Source organism: Mesorhizobium sp. WSM4847 (assembly GCF_055811335.1).
On the sequence record NZ_JBVVPY010000012.1, the window covers coordinates 196,361 to 217,854 of the forward strand.

20 protein-coding genes and 2 pseudogenes are annotated in these 21,494 nt (G+C 60.9%); 19 read left to right on the forward strand and 3 right to left on the reverse strand.

Going from position 1 to position 21,494, the window contains the following annotated elements; all coding sequences use genetic code 11:
• The first annotated feature begins 22 nt into the window (after positions 1–22).
• The 5 genes from trbL to AC0L28_RS19190 are packed head-to-tail and all read left to right on the forward strand — an operon-like array spanning position 23 to position 4,604.
• Positions 23–1,345 carry a P-type conjugative transfer protein TrbL gene (trbL, locus tag AC0L28_RS19170; protein ID WP_473479505.1) on the forward strand — a complete coding sequence of 441 codons (1,323 nt, stop codon included), beginning with the start codon at positions 23–25 and terminating at the stop codon, positions 1,343–1,345.
• Positions 1,346–2,077 carry a conjugal transfer protein TrbF gene (gene trbF / locus AC0L28_RS19175; protein WP_473479507.1) on the forward strand — a complete coding sequence of 244 codons (732 nt, stop codon included), beginning with the start codon at positions 1,346–1,348 and terminating at the stop codon, positions 2,075–2,077.
• Positions 2,067–3,092, forward strand: a complete 1,026-nt coding sequence (trbG, locus tag AC0L28_RS19180) for a P-type conjugative transfer protein TrbG (RefSeq protein ID WP_473479510.1) — start codon at positions 2,067–2,069, stop codon at positions 3,090–3,092. Before trbF ends, trbG begins: the two co-directional genes overlap by 11 nt.
• A 12-nt stretch (positions 3,093–3,104) precedes the next feature.
• Entirely contained in the window at positions 3,105–4,319 is a 1,215-nt protein-coding gene (locus AC0L28_RS19185; RefSeq protein ID WP_473479512.1) for a TraB/TrbI/VirB10 family type IV secretion system protein, read from the forward strand.
• A gap of 12 nt (positions 4,320–4,331) precedes the next feature.
• A complete protein-coding gene (locus AC0L28_RS19190) occupies positions 4,332–4,604 on the forward strand; it encodes a DUF2274 domain-containing protein (protein WP_473479515.1) in 273 nt (90 codons plus the stop codon).
• A 152-nt stretch (positions 4,605–4,756) separates the two neighbouring features.
• Here the strand turns inward: AC0L28_RS19190 and hemN are convergent, their stop codons facing one another.
• Complete coding sequence (gene hemN, locus AC0L28_RS19195; protein ID WP_473479517.1) at positions 4,757–6,106, reverse strand: oxygen-independent coproporphyrinogen III oxidase; 1,350 nt, start codon at positions 6,104–6,106, stop codon at positions 4,757–4,759.
• Positions 6,107–6,263: 157 nt separating this feature from the next.
• Here hemN and AC0L28_RS19200 point away from each other — a divergent pair, with 157 nt between their 5' ends.
• Positions 6,264–7,028 carry a Crp/Fnr family transcriptional regulator gene (locus tag AC0L28_RS19200; RefSeq protein WP_473479593.1) on the forward strand — a complete coding sequence of 255 codons (765 nt, stop codon included), beginning with the start codon at positions 6,264–6,266 and terminating at the stop codon, positions 7,026–7,028.
• Here AC0L28_RS19200 and AC0L28_RS19205 read toward each other — a convergent pair.
• Positions 6,965–7,489: pseudogene (locus tag AC0L28_RS19205) on the reverse strand (IS481 family transposase); the annotation flags it as partial. The gene AC0L28_RS19200 and the pseudogene AC0L28_RS19205 overlap by 64 nt on opposite strands.
• A 123-nt stretch (positions 7,490–7,612) precedes the next feature.
• On the opposite strand from AC0L28_RS19205, the gene ccoN reads away from it, so the two are divergent.
• From ccoN to AC0L28_RS19270, 13 genes and pseudogenes are all read left to right on the forward strand, one after another.
• Positions 7,613–9,232 carry a cytochrome-c oxidase, cbb3-type subunit I gene (gene ccoN, locus AC0L28_RS19210; RefSeq protein ID WP_473479519.1) on the forward strand — a complete coding sequence of 540 codons (1,620 nt, stop codon included), beginning with the start codon at positions 7,613–7,615 and terminating at the stop codon, positions 9,230–9,232.
• 3 nt (positions 9,233–9,235) lie between these two features.
• Positions 9,236–9,967, forward strand: a complete 732-nt coding sequence (gene ccoO / locus AC0L28_RS19215; RefSeq protein ID WP_473479521.1) for a cytochrome-c oxidase, cbb3-type subunit II — start codon at positions 9,236–9,238, stop codon at positions 9,965–9,967.
• A gap of 11 nt (positions 9,968–9,978) precedes the next feature.
• The gene (locus AC0L28_RS19220; RefSeq protein WP_473479524.1) at positions 9,979–10,128 is read left to right on the forward strand and encodes a cbb3-type cytochrome c oxidase subunit 3; all 150 of its coding nucleotides are present in this window, start codon (positions 9,979–9,981) and stop codon (positions 10,126–10,128) included.
• Positions 10,129–10,130: 2 nt separating this feature from the next.
• Positions 10,131–10,994, forward strand: a complete 864-nt coding sequence (gene ccoP / locus AC0L28_RS19225) for a cytochrome-c oxidase, cbb3-type subunit III (protein WP_473479527.1) — start codon at positions 10,131–10,133, stop codon at positions 10,992–10,994.
• Positions 10,995–11,160: 166 nt separating this feature from the next.
• Positions 11,161–12,720 carry a cytochrome c oxidase accessory protein CcoG gene (ccoG, locus tag AC0L28_RS19230; protein ID WP_473479530.1) on the forward strand — a complete coding sequence of 520 codons (1,560 nt, stop codon included), beginning with the start codon at positions 11,161–11,163 and terminating at the stop codon, positions 12,718–12,720.
• Positions 12,717–13,214, forward strand: a complete 498-nt coding sequence (locus AC0L28_RS19235) for a FixH family protein (protein ID WP_473479532.1) — start codon at positions 12,717–12,719, stop codon at positions 13,212–13,214. The genes ccoG and AC0L28_RS19235 overlap by 4 nt, the downstream gene beginning before the upstream one ends.
• Positions 13,211–15,493, forward strand: a complete 2,283-nt coding sequence (locus AC0L28_RS19240) for a cation-translocating P-type ATPase (protein ID WP_473479534.1) — start codon at positions 13,211–13,213, stop codon at positions 15,491–15,493. The genes AC0L28_RS19235 and AC0L28_RS19240 overlap by 4 nt, the downstream gene beginning before the upstream one ends.
• On the forward strand, positions 15,490–15,645 hold the full coding sequence (ccoS, locus tag AC0L28_RS19245) for a cbb3-type cytochrome oxidase assembly protein CcoS (RefSeq protein WP_473479536.1): 156 nt from the start codon (positions 15,490–15,492) through the stop codon (positions 15,643–15,645). Before AC0L28_RS19240 ends, ccoS begins: the two co-directional genes overlap by 4 nt.
• 337 nt (positions 15,646–15,982) lie before the next feature.
• A complete protein-coding gene (locus AC0L28_RS19250; protein ID WP_473479538.1) occupies positions 15,983–17,884 on the forward strand; it encodes a glycoside hydrolase family 127 protein in 1,902 nt (633 codons plus the stop codon).
• Positions 17,885–18,262, forward strand: a complete 378-nt coding sequence (locus tag AC0L28_RS19255; RefSeq protein WP_473479540.1) for a hypothetical protein — start codon at positions 17,885–17,887, stop codon at positions 18,260–18,262.
• A gap of 129 nt (positions 18,263–18,391) precedes the next feature.
• Complete coding sequence (ubiM, locus tag AC0L28_RS19260; protein ID WP_473479543.1) at positions 18,392–19,573, forward strand: 5-demethoxyubiquinol-8 5-hydroxylase UbiM; 1,182 nt, start codon at positions 18,392–18,394, stop codon at positions 19,571–19,573.
• Positions 19,574–19,603: 30 nt separating this feature from the next.
• A pseudogene (locus tag AC0L28_RS19265) lies at positions 19,604–19,957 on the forward strand (EAL domain-containing protein); the annotation flags it as partial.
• 85 nt (positions 19,958–20,042) lie between these two features.
• A complete protein-coding gene (locus AC0L28_RS19270; RefSeq protein ID WP_473479546.1) occupies positions 20,043–20,189 on the forward strand; it encodes a hypothetical protein in 147 nt (48 codons plus the stop codon).
• Between the two features lie 250 nt (positions 20,190–20,439).
• On the opposite strand, the gene AC0L28_RS19275 is transcribed toward AC0L28_RS19270, so the two are convergent.
• Positions 20,440–21,216 (reverse strand): sulfite exporter TauE/SafE family protein, encoded by a 777-nt coding sequence (locus AC0L28_RS19275; RefSeq protein WP_473479548.1) that lies wholly within the window; start codon positions 21,214–21,216, stop codon positions 20,440–20,442.
• Positions 21,217–21,494: the final 278 nt, after the last annotated feature.

Genomic DNA, 21,494 nt, shown 5'->3' on the forward strand with positions numbered 1-21,494 from the left:
CTCTGACGAGGAAGGCGGCGGCATGAACGACCTTGGCGTCATCGATCGCTTCATGGAGACCTTCATCCGCTACATTGATAGCGGGTTCGGTCTGCTTTCGGGCGACGTCGCCTTCCTCACCACCATCCTGATCGGCATCGACATCACGCTGGCCGGGCTGGCCTGGGCGCTCGGCGACGAGCCCAACATTCTCGGCCGGCTTACCCGCAAGGTGCTCTATGTCGGCGTCTTCGCCTTCATCTTGAATAATTTTAAGAACCTCGCCGACATCATCTATCGCTCCTTTGCCGGGCTCGGCATCAACGCGTCCTCCGGCAATCTCTCCCCAGACAATCTCCTGCGCCCGGGCCGCATCGCCGCGACCGGTTTCGAAGGCGCTTGGCCGCTGCTTGATCAGGCAAGTCAGCTGCTCGGCTTTCCAGAAATCTTCGGCAACGCGCTGACCATCTTCGTGCTGCTCATGGCCTGGTTCCTGGTCATCATCGCCTTCTTCATCCTTTCCATTCAGCTGTTCATCACAATCCTTGAGTTCAAGCTCACCACGCTTGCCGGCTTTGTTCTGGTTCCCTTCGCACTCTGGAATCGATCGGCGTTTCTGGCCGAACGCGTGCTCGGCAATGTCATCTCTTCAGGCATCAAGGTGATGGTACTTGTCGTCATCGTCGGCATCGGCTCCACACTCTTCGGCGAGTTTGCTTCCGCGCTGCAAGGCAAGGAGCCGGACCTGGCCGCCGCGATGTCACAGGTGCTGGGCGCGCTGGCGTTGCTTGGGCTCGGCATCTTTGGGCCCGGCATCGCGTCGGGTCTAGTGTCCGGCGCGCCGCAGCTTGGCGCGGGCGCCGCACTTGGCACGACTGCGGCGGCTGCTGGTGCATCGCTCGTTGCCGGAGGCACGGCATTTGCTGGCGCGCGCATGGCAGCCGGCGGCAGTCTCGCCGCAATTCGGGCCGGCACAACGATGGGATCGGCTGCTTTAACGGCCTGGCAGATCGGGCGAGCAACCTCGCCCCACACCGGCCTGTCCGGTGTGGCTGCTGGTTTGCAGGGCGTGACCACTGCCGCCGGCGGCGCCGCGATGCGAGCAGCAAGAGCTGCCGCGGGAACGTTCGGGCGCAGCGCCGATGCCGGCCGGGAAGCGGCATGGACCGCGACCGGTGGTGCGCCCACCGCGTCCATGACTGGAAACCCAACCGCTGCAGATCCTAATGCCGCTCCGACGTGGGCAAGGCGCTTGCGTTCCGAACAGACCGCCCGTGCCCACCGCCACGCCGCCATGCAGGCTGTCCGTGAAGGCGACAGGCCGGGAGGCAGCGCCAATCCCTCTCTCAACGACAAGGATGACTAGATGCTGTTCAAGCGACCCGTTCAACGTTACGGCAAGACACCCGAACCGGTCACGCCGTATCAAAAGGCCGCCCAGCTATGGGACGAGCGCATCGGCTCATCTCGAGTACAGGCTAGGAACTGGCGGCTCATGGCCCTCGGCTGTCTGGCCTTGGCGACCGGGCTCTCTGGCGGACTCGTATGGCAGTCGATGCAGAGCCGTGTTGTGCCTTACGTCGTCGAGGTCGACCGCTTCGGCGAGGCACGCGCCGTCGCGCCGGCTATCCAAGACTACGAGCCCTCCGACGCCGAGATAGCCTGGCACCTCGGCCGCTTCATCCAGAATGTCCGTTCCGTCTCCACTGATCCGGTGCTGGTGCGGCAGAACTGGCTGGCGGCTTACGACCTTGCCACCGACCGTGCGGCACTCTTCCTCAATGAGTACGCCAAGGCAAACGATCCCTTCGGTCAGATCGGAACGCGCAGCGTGTCCGTCCAGGTGACCAGTGTGGTCAGGGCTTCCGACAACTCGTTCCAGGTCAAATGGACTGAGCAGGTCTTTGAGCGCGGCAGCCTTGCCAGCACCACGCGCTGGACCGCGATCCTCACCATCGTGATCCGCCCGCCAAGCAATACGGATCAGCTGCGCAACAATCCGCTCGGTGTATTCATCAACGCCATCGACTGGTCGCGCGAGCTCGACAGTGCCGCACCGACATCCGTTTCCCCGAAGGAGCCCGCCGATGACAAATAGAGCCCAATCGTTCCGTGCCGCGCTGATCCTATCCGCATCGGCAGCAGTTCTCTCGGCCTGCGCATCGAAGCCGGTGCCGCCTGAAATCTCGTATGATACTGCCGACTTCAAAGCAGCGGCAATCGAGAAGGCGCCAGAGACACCGGTCAAGATAGTCGAGGTGCCAAGGCCGTTGCCGCTCCCCGGCCAGTTGCAGCCAGAACCGGGCAAAATCGCCGACGACAAGCGCTCTCCTGAAGAACGCGTAGCCGACGCCAACAAGGCGGCGACGCAGCAACCCACCCGGTACGGCTACGTCAATGCGGTGCAGGTCTATCCCTTCACCGAAGGCGCGCTTTATCAGCTCTATGCCGCGCCGGAGCGCGTCACCGATATCGCCCTACAGCCGGGCGAGAAACTGACAGCCGTGTCGGCCGGCGACACGGTGCGCTGGGTCATCGGCGATACCGTCAGCGGCACCGGTGACGACCAGCGCACCCATGTGCTGGTAAAACCCTTCGCGCCGGGACTTAGCACCAATCTGGTGATCACCACGGAACGACGCACCTACCACTTGAAGCTTCAAAGCACCGATAAGACCGCTATGGCGGCGATCTCCTGGACGTACAGCGAGGACCAGATCGTCGCGCTCCGCCAGCGTAACGCTCAGGCCGAGGCTACCATGCCGGTGGCGTCGAACGTGGCGCTCGAAAACATTCGCTTTCGCTACTCGATTAGGGGCGACACACCGCCCTGGAGACCGACGCGAGCCTTCGATGATGGCAGCAAGGTCTATATCGAGTTCCCGCGCCGCATAGACCAGGGAGAGGCCCCGCCACTCTTCATCGTCGGCTCTGACGGGGACAACCAGCTCGTCAACTACCGCATGCGCGGCAACTACTACATTGTCGATCGGCTCTTCGCCGCGGCCGAACTACGCCTCGGCACCAAGCAGCAGCAAGTGGTGCGCATCACAAGGACGGACGGCCGGCAACCGCCGCGTCGCGTATCTCTCTTTGCGCGCTCCAGCAGGTGAGGAGAGGGCCTTATGACCGACACTTCCCCATCCAATGCTCCGCCAAAACTCGATCCCGAGCAGCTGCAGTTACGGGCCTCGCCCCGCCGCGCCGTGCGGTTCAGGCGCGGCGTGATCGTCGCCATCGCTGCCGTCGGGTCCGGTGCCATCCTGGGCGTCACGATGATGGCGCTGCAGGGACCGGCGCTTCGCTTCAAAGAAAAGGCGGAAGATCTCTACAACACTGACCGAAGGCCAACCCCTGAAGGACTTGAAACACTTCCCAAGGACTATTCCGGGGTGAAGCCGAACCCTCCTGTGCTTGGACCACCACTGCCGGGCGACCTCGGTCGCCCCATCCTTGAGCGGCGGCGCCAGCTCGGCATCGCGCCAGGGCAGGACAACTCCGCCGAGGAGCAGCGTGTTGCCCAGCAGGCGATTGAGGCGCGCGAATCACAAGTCTTTTTCCGCATTGAAAATCAACCCAAGGAGGCGGGCATCGGCGGTAATGCCAAAAGTGCCCAGCAGCCGTTCCGGGCGCCTCCGCAATCTGATGCCGCTCGGCCGTCAGACTCCGTTGCCCCGGCTGAGGGCGATCAGAACAATCAACAACGCAAGCTCGATTTTGTCAGCCAGCATAACACCAGCGGGATCTACAACCCGCATGCATTGCAGACGCCAGCTTCGCCAAATCAGCTCATGGCCGGCAGCGTGATCGCCGCAAGTCTCATCACCGGCATAAATTCCGACTTGCCCGGGTTTGTCGTCGCGCAGGTCACCGAGAACGTGCACGATACGCTCACCGGCAGCATCCTGCTTATGCCGCAAGGCTCGCGGCTGATCGGGACCTATGACAGCGTCGTCGCTTTTGGGCAGAAACGGGCGCTTCTGGTTTGGCAGCGAATAATACTGCCAGACGGTTCTTCGATCGAAATCGACAATCTGCCGGCGACAGACACTGCCGGCTATGCCGGGCTCGAGGACAAGATCGATTTCCACACCTGGCAGCTGATCAAGGGAGTCGCGCTGGCCACATTGCTGGGCGTCGGCACCGAGTTAAGTTTTGGAGAAAACGAAAGCGATCTGGTCAAAGCGATCCGGGAATCCACTCAGCAGAACGTCAGTCAAGCCGGCCAGCGCATCACCGAGAAGAACCTCAATGTTCAGCCCACCATCACCATCCGCCCAGGTTGGCCACTGCGCGTCATCGTGCACAAGGATCTGGTGCTACGGCCATACGCAAGTTGAGCGGGAGTGAATATGGCCAACTTGAAACTTGGAAAGCTTCCAGACCGAACACCTTCGAAGATTACCATCACCGTCAGCGCGGAGTTGGGCCAAGCGCTCAAGGAGTATGCTGCCCTTTATCGTCAGGCCTATGGCGAGTCTGAAACGGTGGCAGAACTCATTCCTTTCATGCTGGCGGGGTTTCTGGAAGGCGACCGAGCGTTTGCCAAGGCCAGAAAAGAAGGTTTGCCGACGTCCAGCATGCCGGAGAAGTCGCGGCGTCTGGCACGCTCAGATTCCGAGTAACCGAGGCAATGAGTGAACCGCCCGCACACGAGCCTCGATGGGCTAACTCCGCTTGAATATGTAACCCGATCCGTCAAGGATCACACGTGAACAGGCTCACTCACAAACGGAGGCAAACAGGGGAGCACGTCACCGCGACCGCACTCTTTGGCTCAAACTGCAACCGAGTGCCTGGCCCTTCCGCTTTGGAAATATTTGTCGAACCTGGCCGCGATGCTTCGGACGAATGGGCGACTTTCAGCCGGCACGACGAAACGGTCGCCATCCAGTTCGAGCAATCGAACGGGATCGTGGAGGGCCATGGTACTCGACTCAAGAAGGAGCTTCTGGCCGGCTTTGCCGAAGCGTTCCACCAGGTCGACTGCCGAGAAGGCGAAATCACACATTAGCCTCTCGATGATCCAGCCGCGAACGCGGTCGTCGTCGGAAAGCGCGATACCGCGGACAACCGCCAGCCCGCCATGCGCGACCATACTTCCGTACTCGGCGGTTGAAATATTGTTCTGCACGTAGCCCTGGCGAAAACGGCCGATGGACGAAGGGCCAAGCCCGATCAGTGTCTCGCAGCGATCCTCCGTGTAGCCCTGAAAATTGCGATGCAAAGCCCCTGCGCGGGCCGCTATCGCCAAGGCATCGCCTGGCTTGGCGAAATGATCGAGCCCTATTGCTTCATACCCCTTGTCCACAATCGCTCGCGCGGCGAGTTGCGATTGCGCCAAGCGCTCCGTGGGGCCAGGCAGCCACGCCTCTTTGATTATCGTCTGATGCTTCTTGAACCAGGGCACATGCGCGTAGCCGAACAGCGCCATCCTGTCCGGTTCCAGGGTCAGCGCCTGCGCTACGGTGGAACAGACGCTCTCCCTGCTCTGGTGAGGCAATCCGTAAAGCAGGTCCAGATTGACGGAACCGACGCCGCGGGAGCGAACTCCGTCGACGACAGCTTTCGTTTGCAAAAAGCTTTGCTCGCGGTTGATTGCCTTTTGCACTTTTGGCTCGAAATCCTGGACGCCGAGACTTGCCCTGGTCATGCCGATTTCGGCCAGCGCATCAAGGCGCGCCTCATCCATGTCGTTTGGATCGATCTCGACGTTGATTTTTGTGTCCGGGACAAAATCGAAGCTGTCCCGCAAGAACGCGCCAAGCGCCACCATGTCCCCGGGCTTCAGCATGGTGGGCGAACCGCCGCCGAAGTGGACTGCGCGGACATGGCTCTTGCCGCTGACGAGTCCCGCAACCGTCGCGATCTCCGCGTGTAGCGAGCGCAGATAGGCCGTCACCGGCTCATAGTGGCGCGTCTGTTTGGTATGACACGCACAGAACCAGCAGAGTCTGTCGCAATAGGGGATGTGCAGATAGAGCGAGATCTCGCCGCCACTTTTGAGCGCCTCCAGCCAGCCACGATAAACCGCAGGATTGACGCCCGTGTGGAAATGCGGTGCAGTCGGATAACTGGTATAACGCGGGACGTTCTCGCCAACCCGGGCAGCTAATTCGGACTGCATGTCGTGGTCCACCATGTTTGCATCGCTGGAACTCTGGGCTTATTGGCAAGCCAAAGCCCTGATTTCGGTCAATCAGCAACTCGGACAAACTGCCGCAAGGATTTTTCTACCTTAGATTGGTATCCTGCCGGCACTTGGGATCGGGTTGAGCGAGCGCATGTCAGTACGGCGAGACATTTACACTTCCGGTATCCCCGTTCTTTGCGTCCATTGCGAAGCACGGCATCGCGGCGTCTGCGGTTCGCTTCGTCCAGACAATTTGGTTGGGCTCGCCAAGACTTGCTCGCGGCGCCAGATCGAGTCAGGAGTGGAACTGATCGGCGACGCACAGGCGGTCGACAGCTATTCGAACCTGCTTTCAGGCGTGGTTAAGCTGACAAAGAGCCTTTCCGATGGTCGCCAGCAGATCGTCGGTCTCCAGTTTGCACCGCATTTTCTGGGACGTCCTTTTAAGGTGGAAAGCTCGATCAATGCGGAAGCGGTGACAGCTGTCACGCTGTGCTCGTTTCCAAGGGCAGCCGTCGAACGGATGATGAAGGGGTCGCCGGAATTCGAGCATCGCCTGCTCAAGCAGACGCTGAATGAACTCGATGAAGCACGCGAGTGGCTGGTGACGTTGGGGCGCAAGACCGCATCGGAAAAGGTGGCGAGTTTTCTCCTCATGCTCGCTCGGAATATGGATTCCGGTGTTGACCCGGTAGCCAGGTCAGCGTCCTTCGATCTGCCGCTGACGCGCGCCGAGATCTCTGATTTTCTTGGAATTACGAACGAGACTGTGAGCCGGCAGCTGACGCAATTGCGGGCTGACGGCGTGATTCGGATCGAGAACACACGCCATGTGATGGTGGACAGCATGAGCCGGCTGCGCTCGATGGCGATGCCGAGCCTGAGCCAGAAGACCGACAGCCTGGACAGGTTATAGAGGCCGTTCGGCGGAGAGAAGGTACAGGCCGTTGTCGCTCCTGATGGCGGAAGGCAGGCCGCGTTCCCTGAACAGGCGGATGGCGGCCTCGATGACCTGGTCCTTCCTTCTTCGATTCGAGCGCTTCGCAGGCGAGCAGGTAGCGCGAGGCCTGGTCAGTGACCGTCACAATTCGACCATCGCCCGCCGGAACTCCCCTTAGAAGTTCGTGCACCATAACGCGTTGGTGATAGTTGCGTGCCGAAGCGCTGCCGCTGACGGGCGCGCTTTACAGGCCGTGACGATCGAGCAGGCATGCGCCGTGCTCTTCGAGGGTATGCGGACATCGCCGGCGAGCCTCCTAATCAGGAGCTCCCTAATCTTCCTGGCGCCCAGTGGGTTGGCTTGTCCTTCTTGGTTGCGACGATCGTCAGCTCGATCTGGTCGGGCAGGCGGTTGGCGTAGCGCACCGGCCGCCGTGAAGGTCAACCTAGCTGCCGAAAAATCGTGCGGTCCCCTGACATGGATCAGGGCGAGCAGGCGGCGGCTGCGCAATTGATGCACAGCGGATTTGGCGTCCGCCGGGTTCGAGATCGGGATTTGCGATGAAATTCGGCACAGAGATCGTGCTTCTAAGCCTGTTTGCTTTTGCGGCCCTGGTGGCTGCCGGGTTCGGCGTAGATGAACCTTTCCGCCAGCATATGTGGGTGTTGTTCTTCGCCGTAGCTGGTTTCACCGCGATCCTGTTGCGCAATACGGAGTTCAAGCCTGCAGTTCCGATAGACCCCGCCGCTTTTATGGACAGTCCAATCCGTTACGGGGCCCTCGCGACGGTGTTTTGGGGCGTCGTAGGCATGCTGGTTGGTGTGGTCATCGCGCTGCAGCTTGCCTATCCCGATCTCAGCGTCGAGCCCTGGTTCAACTTTGGCCGCTTGCGGCCGTTGCATACATCCGGCGTGGTTTTTGCCTTCGGCGGCAATGCGCTCATCTGCACGTCCATGTATGTCGTGCAGCGCACAAGCCGCGCCCGGCTGTTCGGCGGCAATCTCGCCTGGTTCGTGTTCTGGGGTTATCAGCTTTTTATCGTCATGGCGGCGACCGGCTACCTGCTCGGCATCACCGAAAGCCGCGAATACGCCGAGCCCGAATGGTATGTGGATCTTTGGCTGACCATCGTCTGGGTCGCCTACCTCGTCCTGTTCCTCGGCACCATCCTGAAGCGCAGGGAACCGCACATCTACGTCGCCAACTGGTTCTACCTGTCCTTCATCGTGACCATCGCGATGCTGCATGTGATCAACAACCTGTCGATGCCAGTCTCGTTCGTGGGCTCAAAAAGCTATTCAGCCTTCTCCGGCGTCCAGGACGCCTTGACGCAGTGGTGGTACGGCCACAATGCCGTGGGCTTCTTTCTCACCGCCGGCTTCCTTGGCATGATGTACTATTTCGTGCCCAAGCAGGCGAACCGGCCAGTCTATTCCTACCGGCTGTCGATCATCCACTTCTGGGCGCTGATCTTTCTCTACATCTGGGCCGGCCCGCACCACCTCCACTATACCGCCTTGCCCGACTGGGCGCAGACGCTCGGCATGGCGTTCTCGATCATGCTTTGGATGCCCTCCTGGGGCGGCATGATCAACGGCCTGATGACGCTGTCCGGCGCCTGGGACAAGCTGCGGACGGACCCGATCATCCGCATGATGGTCATGGCCATAGCCTTCTATGGCATGTCCACCATCGAAGGCCCGATGATGTCGATCAAGACGGTCAATTCGCTCTCGCACTACACCGACTGGACCATCGGGCACGTGCATTCCGGCGCACTCGGTTGGGTCGGCATGATCTCGTTCGGCGCGGTCTATTTCATGGTGCCGAAGTTGTGGAACCGCGAGCGGCTCTATTCGCTGCGACTAGTGAACTGGCACTTCTGGTTGGCAACGCTGGGGATCGTCGTCTACGCCGCGGTGATGTGGGTCTCCGGCGTCATGCAGGGCCTGATGTGGCGCGAATACGACGACCAGGGCTTTCTGGTCTTCTCCTTCGCCGAAACTGTCGCCGCCATGCATCCGTACTACATCATGCGTGCCATCGGCGGCGCGATGTACCTGTCCGGCGCCCTGATCATGGCATGGAATGTCGCCATGACAATCCTCGGCTACCAACGAGATGAGGATCCGATGCCGCGTCCGATCACCGCTGTCCGACCTGCGCGATCTGGAGCCTGAAAAATGGGCTTGATGAACAAACACGCGCTTATCGAGAAGAACGCCACGCTGCTTCTCGTCGGCTCCCTTCTGGTGGTGACGATCGGCGGCATCGTCGAGATCGCGCCGCTCTTCTATCTCGACAATACGATCGAGAAGGTCGAAGGCACGCGGCCCTATTCGCCGCTCGAACTCGCCGGTCGCAACATCTATGTGCGCGAGGGCTGCTACCTCTGCCACAGCCAGATGATCAGGCCGTTCCGCGATGAGGTCGAGCGCTATGGGCACTACAGCCTAGCGGCCGAGTCGATGTACGACCACCCGTTCCAGTGGGGATCGAAACGCACAGGACCGGATCTCGCGCGAGTGGGCGACCGTTATTCGAATGGATGGCACGTTCAGCACCTTGTGGATCCGCGCTCGGTGGTGCCGGAATCGATAATGCCGAGCTACGCGTTCCTGAAGGAAATGCGGATTGAGGTGAAGGACTTCTCGACGCACCTGATCGCGAACAGCCGTGTGGGCGTGCCCTACTCCGACGACATGATCGCGAGCGCGAATGCCGATCTCATGGCGCAGGCAGATCCCAACATCGACACATCCGGTCTTGAAGCGCGGTATCCAAAGGCCAAGCTCGGTGACTTCGATGGCAATCCGCAACAGGTCAGCGAGATGGACGCGCTGGTCGCTTACCTTCAGATGCTTGGCACTCTGGTCGATTTCAAAAACTACGACGAAGCCGCCGGTTACCGCTGAGGAGAACGGTGATGACCTACAACTTCATGCGGGAGTTTGCTGACACTTGGGGCCTGCTCGCTATGGCGCTGTTATTCGTCGGATGCATCACCTTTGCGCTCCGTCCCGGCAGCAGGACGCGAGCCGACGAAGCTGCTCAAATCCCTCTCAAGGACGACTAATCATGAGCGGTGAGCACATTGACGAAGTCTCCGACGTCTCGACCACCGGCCATGAATGGGACGGGATCAAGGAGCTCAACAATCCGCTCCCGCGCTGGTGGGTGATCACCTTCTACGTCACCATAGTCTGGGCGATCGGCTACACCATCGCTTATCCCGCATGGCCTATGCTAAGCTCCGCCACCCGAGGCGTGCTCGTCTATTCAAGCCGCAACGATGTCAAGAATGAGCTGGCAGCGGCCGAGGTCGCCAAGGGCAAGTATGTTGCTGCCCTTCAGGCGAAGACTGTCTCCGAGATTGCCGCCGACGATGTTTTGCGCGGATTCGCTATCGCGGCCGGTGGCGCCGCCTTCAAGATCAATTGCGTTCAGTGCCATGGCTCCGGCGCCCAGGGTTCGAAGGGCTTTCCCAACCTGAATGATGACGATTGGCTGTGGGGCGGCAAGGCCGAGCAGATCCAGCAGACAATCACGCACGGCATCCGCGTTGCCTCAGACCCCGACACGCGCCTGTCGGAAATGCCGGCCTTTGGTGACATCATTACGCCCGAGCAGATTACACAGGTCAGCGCTTATGTCTCGAGTCTCTCCGGCGCTGTTGGCGATCAAGCAATGGTCATACCCGGCGGCAATGTTTTCGCCGAGAATTGTGCCGCCTGTCATGGTGATAATGCAAAGGGAAACACGGAGCTTGGCGCACCCGACCTGACCGACGCGATCTGGCTCTACGGGGCGGGCGAGACGGCTATTGCCGCGCAGGTTCGCGCGCCAAAGCAAGGCGTCATGCCGGCCTGGGGTGGGCGTCTCGGCGAGGTCAAGGTCAAGGAACTTGCGGTCTATGTCCATTCGCTTGGCGGCGGAGAATAGGAACGGAAGCCTATTCTCGGCCTCCCCCTGCCAAGCGACGAGGCCCGGCGCGAGCCGGGCCTCGACACCATTCCGGCTGCGACCTGCATCAACACGGGGCGGACCGCCCACGGCGAGGCTGTTCGATGGGCGGCCCTGACATCGGCAGCGGGACTGGAGATGCTAAGTGCGTGATAAAACGCAGACAGAACCGCCCGAAGTAGAAGCGATCGACTCCCCCAACACCCGTGAGCCGCTTTATGCCCCACGCAAGAAGGTTTTCCCGAAGCGAATTTCGGGTAATTTCCGTCGCTTCAAATGGCTGGTGATGGCGATCACGCTGGCGATCTACTATCTGACGCCCTGGCTGTGCTGGGACCGAGGTCCGTTTGCTCCCGATCAGGCCGTGCTGATCGATCTTGCCAACCGCCGCTTCTATTTCTTCTTCATCGAGATTTGGCCGCAGGAATTCTTCTATGTGGCCGGCCTTCTCGTGATGGCCGGCATCGGCCTTTTCCTAATCACATCCACAGTCGGCAGAGCCTGGTGCGGCTATACCTGTCCGCAGACCGTATGGGTCGATCTGTTTCTGGTTGTAGAGCGTGCGATCGAGGGAGATCGCAATGCCCGCATGAAACTTGACGCCGGATCCTGGACTGTGCGCAAGCTTGTGCTGCGTGTATCGAAACACGCCATCTGGCTGGTCATAGCGGCAGCGACCGGCGGCGCCTGGATCTTCTATTTCGCCGATGCGCCATCGCTGATTGGCGAGGTCTTCGCTGGCACCGCGGCGCCGGTCGCCTACATCACCATCGCCGTGCTGACGGCAACCACCTACACATTCGGCGGCCTGATGCGCGAGCAGGTCTGCACCTATATGTGCCCGTGGCCGCGCATCCAGGCGGCCATGCTCGACGAAAATTCGCTCACTGTGACCTACAATATCTGGCGCGGCGAACCTCGGTCGCGTCATGCCAAGAAGGTCCAGGCCGCGGGGCAGCCGGTCGGAGACTGCGTCGATTGCAACGCCTGTGTCGCCGTCTGCCCGATGGGGATCGACATTCGCGATGGCCAGCAGCTCGAATGCATCACTTGCGCGCTGTGCATCGATGCCTGCGATAGCGTCATGGCCAAGCTTGGCAAGGAGCGCGGGCTGATCTCCTATGCGACACTGTCCGATTACAACGCCAACATGGCGGTGGCGACTGCAGGCGGCTCTTGCTCGGTGAACCCGTCGCTCGTCCGAACCGACAGCGGCGCTTTCTCCGAAAAATTGGCCCATTTCCATATCCGCGATATCTTCCGGCCGCGCACCTTCATCTACATGGGCGCGTGGTCGGCGGTCGGCATTGCGCTGCTCTATTCGCTGCTGATGCGCGACCGGCTCGAGGTCAACGTTCTGCACGACCGCAACCCGCAGTTCGTCACGCTGTCCGACGGTTCAATCCGCAACGGCTACTCCGTCAAGCTGCTCAACATGATCCCCGAGCCAAGGACGATCGTTGTCACGATGCAGGGCCTGCGGGGAGCCGAAATGAGCGTCGTTGGTATCGACCTTCCCGCAGACCGGTCCTTCGCCGTCGCGGTCGAACCCGACCGCCTGAAGATGCTGAAGGTTTTCGTGCGTCAGCCGGCGGACCGGCTCGGAGGCGCCACCCAAACGTTCAAATTCCGCGTCGAGGACAAGGCGAGTTTCGAAACGGACGAATACACCGCCACCTTCAACGCCCCGGAGATCGCCAGATGAGCGCCAATACGCAAAAAACCCGCGAATTCACCGGCAGGCATATGTTGCTCATCATTCTCAGTTTTTTCGGCGTGATCGTTGGTGTGAATCTGACCATGGCAACGCTCGCCAGCACGAGCTGGACCGGTCTTGTCGTCGAAAACACCTATGTGGCCAGCCAGCAATTCAATCGAAAGGCCGAGGAAGGCCGCGCACAGGCGGCGCTCGGCTGGACAGGCAAATTGACGATCTCTTGGGGTGAAGTCCGCTACAGTCTCAGCGATGCCGCCGGCAAACCGGTTCCGTTGCGCAGTGTCAAGGTGCTGTTTCGTCATCCCGCCTACGCGGGCGCGGACAAAGCCGTCACTCTCGCCACTGCCTCGGGCCAGGAATTTGCCGCCCAGCACACGCTAAGGGATGGCGTCTGGATCGTCGAAGTCGACACCGATGCCGGTCTGCCAGAACCTTATCGCGACGTTCGCCGGATCATGATTTCTCAGGGAGCACTGCAATGAGCTGCTGTGCGCCGGGCGCTGAAATGGCGCTGGATGTGGGCGGAGCGACGTCCAGCTTGCCGTCGAGCCAGGAGATCGGGTTGGCAAGCCGCTTGCTTGGCGATGACCTTCGCCAGACCGATCTGTCGGTGCCGACGGTTCACTGCGCGGCCTGCATCCAGGCGATCGAGACGGCTCTCGAAAAGCTCGATCGCGTCGAGGGCGTTCGGGTCAACCTGTCGACGAAACGGGTATCGATCCGGTGGCGTGGGGTGGAGGTTCCGCCATTCGCCGCCGCGCTTGGACGGCTGGGCTACGCGGCGCATCTGTTCGACCCGCAGGTCGGCGAGAAGGACAAGACGCTTTCGGAGCTGATCCGGGCCGTCGCGGTCGCCGGCTTTGCTGCGGGCAACATCATGCTGCTTTCCGTCTCGGTCTGGTCAGGCGCTGAAGGCGCGACGCGTGACCTGTTCCATTGGGTCTCGGCGCTGATCGCTATCCCGGCGCTCGCCTTTGCCGGCGGAATCTATTTCCGCTCGGCATGGAATGCTTTGCGTCACGGTCGCATGAACATGGACGTGCCGATTGCGGTTGGCGTTTCGCTCGCCTACGCAATGAGCCTCTACGAGACCATCAACCATGGCGACCACGCCTATTTCGATGCGTCGGTGTCGCTGCTGTTCTTCCTGTTGATCGGCCGCACGCTGGATCACGTGATGCGCGAGCGTGCCCGGACCGCGGTGAACGGCCTGTCACGGCTGGCGGCGCGGGGCGCCATGGTGCTGCGCGAGGATGGTTCGCGCGACTACCTGCCGGTCGAGGAGATCGAACCCGGCTTGCAACTGCTGGTCACCGCCGGCGAAAGGATTCCCGTCGACGGCAAGATCATTCGAGGCTCTTCCGATCTCGACTGTTCACTGGTTTCCGGTGAAAGCACACCCAGAACCGTGTCGTCAGGGGAAACCGTGCAGGCCGGCACACTCAATCTCACGGGCCCGCTGACCATCGAAGCAACAGCCGCCGCAAAGGATTCCTTCCTGGCCGAAATGGTCCGGCTGATGGAAGCCGCCGAGGGCGGTCGCGCGCATTATCGCAGGATCGCCGACCGCGTTTCAGCGCTCTATGCTCCAGTGGTCCATCTGACATCCTTGGTGACGTTCCTTGGCTGGATGGCGGCGACCGGCGATTGGCACCAGGCTGTAACGATCGCCATCGCCGTTCTCATCATCACCTGCCCGTGTGCGCTCGGTCTCGCCGTGCCGATCGTGCAGGTGGTCGCTGCGCGGCGTCTGTTCGAAAGCGGCGTCATGGTCAAGGATGGCTCGGCTATGGAGCGTCTGGCGGCGATCGACACGGCGGTGTTCGACAAGACAGGAACGCTTACGCTCGGACAGCCCCGGCTCGTCAACGCGTCGTCCATTGATCCGGCCATGCTGGCCATCGCAGGCGACATGGCCGTGCATTCCCGCCATCCGTTCTCAAGGGCCATAGCCGGCTCTGCGGGCTTTGCCGGTCAGCCGAAGCTCGAGTCCGTCAGCGAGCACCCTGGTTTCGGGATCGAAGCCACCGCCGCTGGCAGCACCTGGCGACTTGGCCGGCGCGGCTGGGCCGGGTGGAAGGCCCGAACCGCCGGCGAACGCGGATACGGCGGAACGGTTCTGACCAAAGATGGGATCATTGTCGCGTCTTTTGTCTTCGAGGACGCGCTGCGTGCAGACGCCAGAGAGGCCATCGAGCAATTGAACAACGCCTGCATCTCCGTGGAAATGCTGTCTGGCGATACCGCAGCTGCCTGCGGCGAGGTCGCGGCGATGTTGGGCATCCATCACTTTGTTCCGGCGCTGCTTCCTTCGGGCAAGGTCGAGCATATCGAAACGCTGTCGAAGGACGGCCACAAGGTGCTGATGGTTGGCGACGGCCTCAACGACACCCCTGCGCTGGGCGCGGCACACGTCTCGATCGCTCCAGCCACGGCGGCCGATGTTGGCCGCAAAGCAGCGGATTTCGTGTTCCTGCGCGAAAGCCTTTCGGCAGTATCCCTTGCCCTCGACGTCTCGCGAAAGGCCGGACAACTGATCCGGCAAAACATCGCCATAGCAATTGTCTACAATGCTGTTGCCGTGCCTATCGCCATCCTGGGGCACGTCACTCCGCTGATCGCCGCAATCGCGATGTCGGCTTCGTCACTGCTTGTCATTGGCAATGCGCTGAGGCTGCAAGGCATTGCCGCGAGCCCAACGCAGACGGTTCGTACGCGGGGCAAACGTCCCAGTATCGGCGCATTGGCACGATTGTCATGACGACGCTTATCTATCTCATGCCCGTAGCTCTGTTTCTCGGCGCGCTGGGTCTGTCCGGCTTCCTGTGGGCCTTGAGGAGCGGTCAATACGAGGATCTCGACGGAGCCGCCGAGCGGATCCTCATTGACCGGGACGAGAGGCCGGAACGCTGATTCCGTCACCCGAGGGCCTGCGTCGCCCATTCCGCCATGCAAGCGGCCGATGCCACGAAGTACCTCCCACGGCCGCACGAGCGCTGGCGATGTACGTGTTCCAAGTGCAACGGAGCGGATAGACCGGCGGCGCGGGTTTGTCGTGTCTGGCTGACCCAGATCAGTGCTGTCTCCCCACCGCCCTGATTTAATGGACGAGTCTTTTCAAGGGGAGAACGCATGTCTAGCCGGACGGAAGCTGAGCGGTATCAGGTGCTGGCCGTGTTCGCCGGGGCGCCGGCATTGTCGAAGCCGTGAGCAGGCCGGCGCATGTCATTGCAGGAGCCGATGCGTTCGAATGAGCGAGTTCAAGCCAGTTCGGTTCGTTGATGTCGCGCTGGAGGGGCAATTCTGGCGCGAGCGGCTGGAGACGGTGCTGACACGGACCATTCCCAGCCAGCACGTCCAGCTTGGCAAGCAAGGTGTATTGCTGTCCCTCACACTGCCGAACCAGTCGCTGCCACTGAGCGTCCCAGGCAACGAGCACGATTTCGGGCAGGTGTTCTGGGATTCCGACGCCGGCAAGTGGATAGAAGCAGCATCCTACGCGCTGTCACACAGGCGTGATCCCGACATCGAGGCATGGATCGAAAACATTGTCGATGATCTCGAAAAGGCGCAGGCTCCCGACGGTTATCTAAACTGCTGGTACCTGCAGCGCGAGCCCGACAAGCGCTGGACCAACCTGCGCGACAATCACGAACTCTACAATCTTGGACATCTGCTCGAGGGCGGTATCGCCTACTTCCTCGCGACGGGCCGGCGCCGGCTCCTGGACATCCTTGAGCGGTATGTTGACCATGTGCGCAAGACATTCGGCCCGAACCCCGGCCAGAAGCGCGGCTATTGCGGCCATCAGGAAATCGAGCTGGCCCTCGTTAAGCTCTATCGCTTGACTGGAGACAGAATGCACCTCGACCTCGCGGCCTATTTCATGAATGAGCGCGGGCGTCAGCCGCACTACTTCGATCAGGAAGCGGTCGCGCGCGGGGAGAACCCCAGGGATTTCAGGGCGAAAAGATATGAGTACAACCAGTCGCACAGACCGGTGCGCGAGCAAACTAAGGTGGTCGGACATGCGGTCCGAGCGATGTACATGCTTTCTGCCATGGCCGACCTCGCGGCGGAACTGAATGACGACAGCCTCAAGAAAGCATGCGAGGTGCTCTGGGCCGACGTCATCTCCTCGAAAATCTACATCACGTCCGGCTTGGGTCCGGCTGCCGCGAATGAAGGCTTTACTGAGGATCACGACCTGCCGAACGATACGGCGTATGCGGAGACCTGCGCCTCGGTAGGCCTGATCTTCTGGGCACATCGCATGCTGCATCTCGAACTCGACGGCCGATACGCCGACGTTCTGGAACAGGCGTTGTTCAACGGCGCGCTGACCGGCCTTTCGCGCGATGGCGAGCGCTATTTCTACTCCAATCCGCTCGAGAGCGATGGGCGACGCAGCAGATGGGCCTGGCACTCATGCCCATGCTGCACGATGAATTCGTCTCGTTTGATTGCTTCGATCGGAGGCTATTTCGTCTCGGCCAGTGAAAACGCAATCGCCTTCCATCTCTACGGCGGCGTTTCGACGAACATTCAACTCGCTACGGGCAATGTGTTCCTGCGGGAAACCAGCGCCTATCCATTTTTCGGCTCGATCAGGATCGAGGTCAGCCCTGACGCGCCGGCCGAGTTCACGATCAACCTCCGCATTCCCGGTTGGGCTCATGAAGCCGAAGCTTCGGTCGGGGGATGTGCAGTCGACGTGACGGCATGCACCAGAAATGGCTATCTTGCGATCTCGCGGCTATGGAATGCCGGAGACACCATCGCCCTCGAACTACCGATTTCTCCCGAGCGCATCTATGCTCATCCCTCGGTCAAGCAGGATATCGGCCGGGTGGCGCTTAAGCGCGGACCATTGGTTTATTGCGTTGAAGAGGTCGACAATCCCGGGGCGCCCGTGCAGCAGCTCACACTGCCGCGAGAGTCCAAGATCGAAACGATGGAACGGGGCGATCTTTTCGATGGCGTGGTCACGCTGACTGCCTCCGCGCAGCGCGTCGAAGACCAAGGCTGGGGAGACAGCCTATACAGAAATACGCCCCCCATCGCTTCGGACTGCCGGCTAACCGCCCTGCCATACTATCTCTGGAACAATCGGGCAAAAGGCTCGATGCAAGTGTGGCTGCTGGAAAGCTGAATGGCCGAGGTGAGAAACCCGTTGGTTGGCTGGCTATCTGCCCAGGTGAGCGGAGTATGCCAAAGTTTTGTTTGCAGGAGTGAACGGATGTCGCGATTTCGCCTATTGACGATCTTCATGTCGGGAATGCTGGGAACGGCGACGTTGCCGGATCCAGTCGCCTCGGCACCAGTCCTCAACCCCGCCAATCGCAATGGGCTGGTCGAGCAGAACGAATTACTGATGCTGGAGAACAGGCTGCGGCGGCAGCAATATCAGCAGCAGCAGCAGCAGTTCCGTTCCCAGGATCGCGAGATCGCGCCGCAGCAACGGCCCGATCGACCGCTTACTTGCCAGCTACAGCCGTCAAGCAACGGCTTTGTGAGCATCTGCCGCTGATGAGGCGGCTTGCCACTTATTTAGGCGGCCATAGCTTTTGCGCGTCGTGCTTAACTGGCATCAGAGGCGTTTTTTGATTTCGCAGCTCGTGCTTGGGCACTGGAGAGCCTACGCGATGGCGCCACGCTGATGGCCGACTCCGATGACAGCTTCGACATCATTGTCGTTGGAGCGGGGCCGGTCGGACTTTGCTTCGCCGCATCACTCGCTCAAAGCCAACTCAAGGTCGCAGTTGTCGAACAGAACCCAATTGATACTCTCGCCAATCCGCCTTTTGACGGCCGCGAAATCGCGCTGACCCACGCCTCGATCAGAATCCTTCGCGAGATCGGCGCCTGGGATGCCATCCCCGCTTCGGACAAATCACAGCTTCACGGCGCGCGCGTGCTCAACGGTTCGAGCCCTTTCGCTCTGCGTTTCGATCCTCCCAGCGGGTCTGGAGAACCCCTCGGAGTTTTGGTCCCAAATTGCCGGATCCGCGACGCGCTGTTCAAGACAATCCACGTGCAGAATCACGCGCGGCTGCTGTGCGGCCACTCGGTCGTAGATGCAACAACCAGCCACACAGGAGCACTCGTAACGCTGTCTAATGGCGTGCAGTTGAACGCTAGCCTTGTGGTTGCCGCCGATTCACGTCTGTCGGCCACTCGTGATCTGCTCGGCATAGGCGCCGATATCAATCGGCTTGGCTACTCGATGCTAATATGCCGGGTGCGGCATGAGCGCCCCCACCACCAGGTGGCAATCGAATGGTTCGATCACCATCAGACGATAGCGATGTTGCCCCTGGCGGAGGGAGTGTCGTCGCTGCTGCTCACCCTGCGCTCAAACGAGGCCGATAGACTGCTTGCCTTCAGCGACCATTTGTTTCTGAGGGAATTGACGAACCGGTGTCGAGGGCGCCTTGGAAAAATGACCTTGGCAAGCAAGCGCCATACCTATCCGCTGGTCACGACTTGGGCGCACAAATTCCGAGCTCCCAGCGCCGCACTCATCGGCGACGCTGCCATCGGCATGCACCCGGTGACTGCGCATGGTTTCAACATCGGTATCAGCGGCCAGAAGCAACTCGCCTATGGAATCCTAACAGCATGTCGCGACGGTCGCGAGATTGCCGATCCCGACATGCTGCACGGATACGAAAGGTGGCTGCGCCTGTCAGCGGCGCCGCTCTTCCACGGCACGAACATTCTCGTCGGACTCTACTCAAGCGAGCACCCGGCGGCACGGCTTGCACGACATGTGGGGCTTCGGTTCGCCCAACATGCCCCCTTTATGCGGCATGGCATTTCGGCCATGCTTAGGCGATGAAACCGTACCAGCAGCTTTGGACCTTGCGCGATGAAAGAGGGCCTCATTCGCCGGAGTAATCGCTGCCCCTGCACGCAGAGGCGGCAGCTTCCCGCGGCAGGCCCTAAATGTCGCCCCGAAGAGGTATTGTCACCGCGCGAATTGGAAGCCGGCGATATCGACGACATAGTTCTGAATGGTCTGGCGGCAAAAGACCTCCCAGCAACGATGTTCGAAATCGAGATTACCGAAGAATCCCCAGTGGACCCGGACAGAGTAGATGAAAAGCTCGGGCGCCTTTCACATGCCGGCATTTCCATCGCGCTCGATGACTTCGGCACCGGCTTTTCCACGTTGGCATCTCTCAAGGACAGTCGGATACGCAAGGTGAAAATAGACCAAGGCTTCATTCGCGGCCTAGCCAAGTCTCGGGAGGACCGGCTGCTTGTCAAAACGGTGATCGATTGGTCGGGCGCTCGGGATCGATGTCATGGCCGAGGGCGTCGAAACAGAGGCAGACCGGCAAATTCTGCACAAGCTTGGCTGCAGAACCGCTCAGGGCTTCCTATTCTCCAAGGCGGTGCCTCTAAGCCAGGCGATTGAATTGGCACTAAAAGAGCACGCGAAGCAATGTTGATCGCCGCCGTCATCAGTCACTGCATCGAGCAGAGCAGTCACTGCATCGAGCAGAGCGTAAAAGGACCGATGGGCCGGGCGAGGCGGAAATGGGAAACACGTTGATCACTGGCGTGCCATACGCTGTTCGTGGCGCAGGTTAGGTTTTCCAGGGTGGCAAGTCGCCTCCAGTCCGCGATTCACTTCGGTTACGCCGATCATGATGTCCGGAAGCAAAGGGAAGGCTTAGAAGGGTAGTCCGCTTGCTCAGGTCAGACGAATCCCAGTTGTTGGGCGGTCTGGAACAAAGCGAGCAGCATGATCAGGCAGCCGACGAGCCGCAAAAGCGTCCGCTCGGCAATCGCCTTGAGCACCCATCCGGCAAGCGGAGCGGCGACTATGCCGCCCACGATCAGCCCCAGCACCGAGCTTGCATGTGTCGACAGCGTCCCCGCTTCCTGCCAGTGCCCACTGACGAGCGCGACGATGAAGGTGACGGACACCGCTAGCGTGATCAGGAACTCGGCCGCATTGACAGTGCCGATCACGTAGCGGGGCGGCGCGCCGGCGCCGAGCAATCCGGTCACGACCATCGGGCCCCATCCGCCGCCACCTGCGGCGTCGAGGAAGCCGCCTACAGTACCCAGCGGCGCCACAAGACGGGTAGGAACCGGATTGCTGGGGATCTTGCGGAACGACCGGAGGAACAGCCAGAGCCCGATCACAGCGAGATAGGTCGTGACGTAGGGCTTCACCATGTCGCCGTCGAACGAGGTCAGCACGAAGGCGCCGAGGCAGCCGCCGAGAATGCCGAAAGGAGCAAGCCGCCAGAACAGCTTCCAGTCGATATTGCGGTGGTAGTGGTGCGCCGTGCCGGAAGCGGCCGTGGTGAACACTTCCGCCGCGTGTACCGCGGCGGAAGCCTGCGCCGGCGGAACACCGAAGGAGAGCAGCACGGTGGAGGAGATCGCGCCATAGGCCATGCCTAACGCGCCGTCAACCGCCTGGGCGAGGAAGCCGACAATGGCGAACAGAATGAAGTCAGTCATTGGTGTCCGCCGTGAACGTGCCGCCGTATGTAGCCTTGTGGATGTGGCATCCGGCTTGGCTCCGAGTCAGAGAAAAGGGCGGCATCGCTGCCGCCCATCGAGATTGTTGAAGTGCGTGGACCTTAGAAATCCATACCGCCCATACCGCCCATACCGCCCATGCCACCCATGCCACCCATGCCGCCGCCGCCCATGCCGCCTGGCATGCCGCCGCCAGCCGACTCCTTCTTCGGAGCCTCCGCGATCATGGCTTCGGTGGTGACCAGCAGGCCGGCGAC

What these genes read in the sequence shown, in the direction of transcription:
- trbL (WP_473479505.1), top strand. Translation starts at nt 23, where the DNA reads ATGAACGACCTTGGCGTCATCGATCGCTTCATGGAGACCTTCATCCGC.
- trbF (WP_473479507.1), top strand. Translation starts at nt 1,346, where the DNA reads ATGCTGTTCAAGCGACCCGTTCAACGTTACGGCAAGACACCCGAACCG.
- trbG (WP_473479510.1), top strand. Translation starts at nt 2,067, where the DNA reads ATGACAAATAGAGCCCAATCGTTCCGTGCCGCGCTGATCCTATCCGCA.
- AC0L28_RS19185 (WP_473479512.1), top strand. Translation starts at nt 3,105, where the DNA reads ATGACCGACACTTCCCCATCCAATGCTCCGCCAAAACTCGATCCCGAG.
- AC0L28_RS19190 (WP_473479515.1), top strand. Translation starts at nt 4,332, where the DNA reads ATGGCCAACTTGAAACTTGGAAAGCTTCCAGACCGAACACCTTCGAAG.
- hemN (WP_473479517.1), bottom strand. Translation starts at nt 6,106, where the DNA reads ATGCAGTCCGAATTAGCTGCCCGGGTTGGCGAGAACGTCCCGCGTTAT.
- AC0L28_RS19200 (WP_473479593.1), top strand. Translation starts at nt 6,264, where the DNA reads ATGTCAGTACGGCGAGACATTTACACTTCCGGTATCCCCGTTCTTTGC.
- ccoN (WP_473479519.1), top strand. Translation starts at nt 7,613, where the DNA reads ATGAAATTCGGCACAGAGATCGTGCTTCTAAGCCTGTTTGCTTTTGCG.
- ccoO (WP_473479521.1), top strand. Translation starts at nt 9,236, where the DNA reads ATGGGCTTGATGAACAAACACGCGCTTATCGAGAAGAACGCCACGCTG.
- AC0L28_RS19220 (WP_473479524.1), top strand. Translation starts at nt 9,979, where the DNA reads ATGACCTACAACTTCATGCGGGAGTTTGCTGACACTTGGGGCCTGCTC.
- ccoP (WP_473479527.1), top strand. Translation starts at nt 10,131, where the DNA reads ATGAGCGGTGAGCACATTGACGAAGTCTCCGACGTCTCGACCACCGGC.
- AC0L28_RS19235 (WP_473479532.1), top strand. Translation starts at nt 12,717, where the DNA reads ATGAGCGCCAATACGCAAAAAACCCGCGAATTCACCGGCAGGCATATG.
- AC0L28_RS19240 (WP_473479534.1), top strand. Translation starts at nt 13,211, where the DNA reads ATGAGCTGCTGTGCGCCGGGCGCTGAAATGGCGCTGGATGTGGGCGGA.
- ccoS (WP_473479536.1), top strand. Translation starts at nt 15,490, where the DNA reads ATGACGACGCTTATCTATCTCATGCCCGTAGCTCTGTTTCTCGGCGCG.
- AC0L28_RS19250 (WP_473479538.1), top strand. Translation starts at nt 15,983, where the DNA reads ATGAGCGAGTTCAAGCCAGTTCGGTTCGTTGATGTCGCGCTGGAGGGG.
- AC0L28_RS19255 (WP_473479540.1), top strand. Translation starts at nt 17,885, where the DNA reads ATGGCCGAGGTGAGAAACCCGTTGGTTGGCTGGCTATCTGCCCAGGTG.
- ubiM (WP_473479543.1), top strand. Translation starts at nt 18,392, where the DNA reads ATGGCCGACTCCGATGACAGCTTCGACATCATTGTCGTTGGAGCGGGG.
- AC0L28_RS19270 (WP_473479546.1), top strand. Translation starts at nt 20,043, where the DNA reads ATGGCCGAGGGCGTCGAAACAGAGGCAGACCGGCAAATTCTGCACAAG.
- AC0L28_RS19275 (WP_473479548.1), bottom strand. Translation starts at nt 21,216, where the DNA reads ATGACTGACTTCATTCTGTTCGCCATTGTCGGCTTCCTCGCCCAGGCG.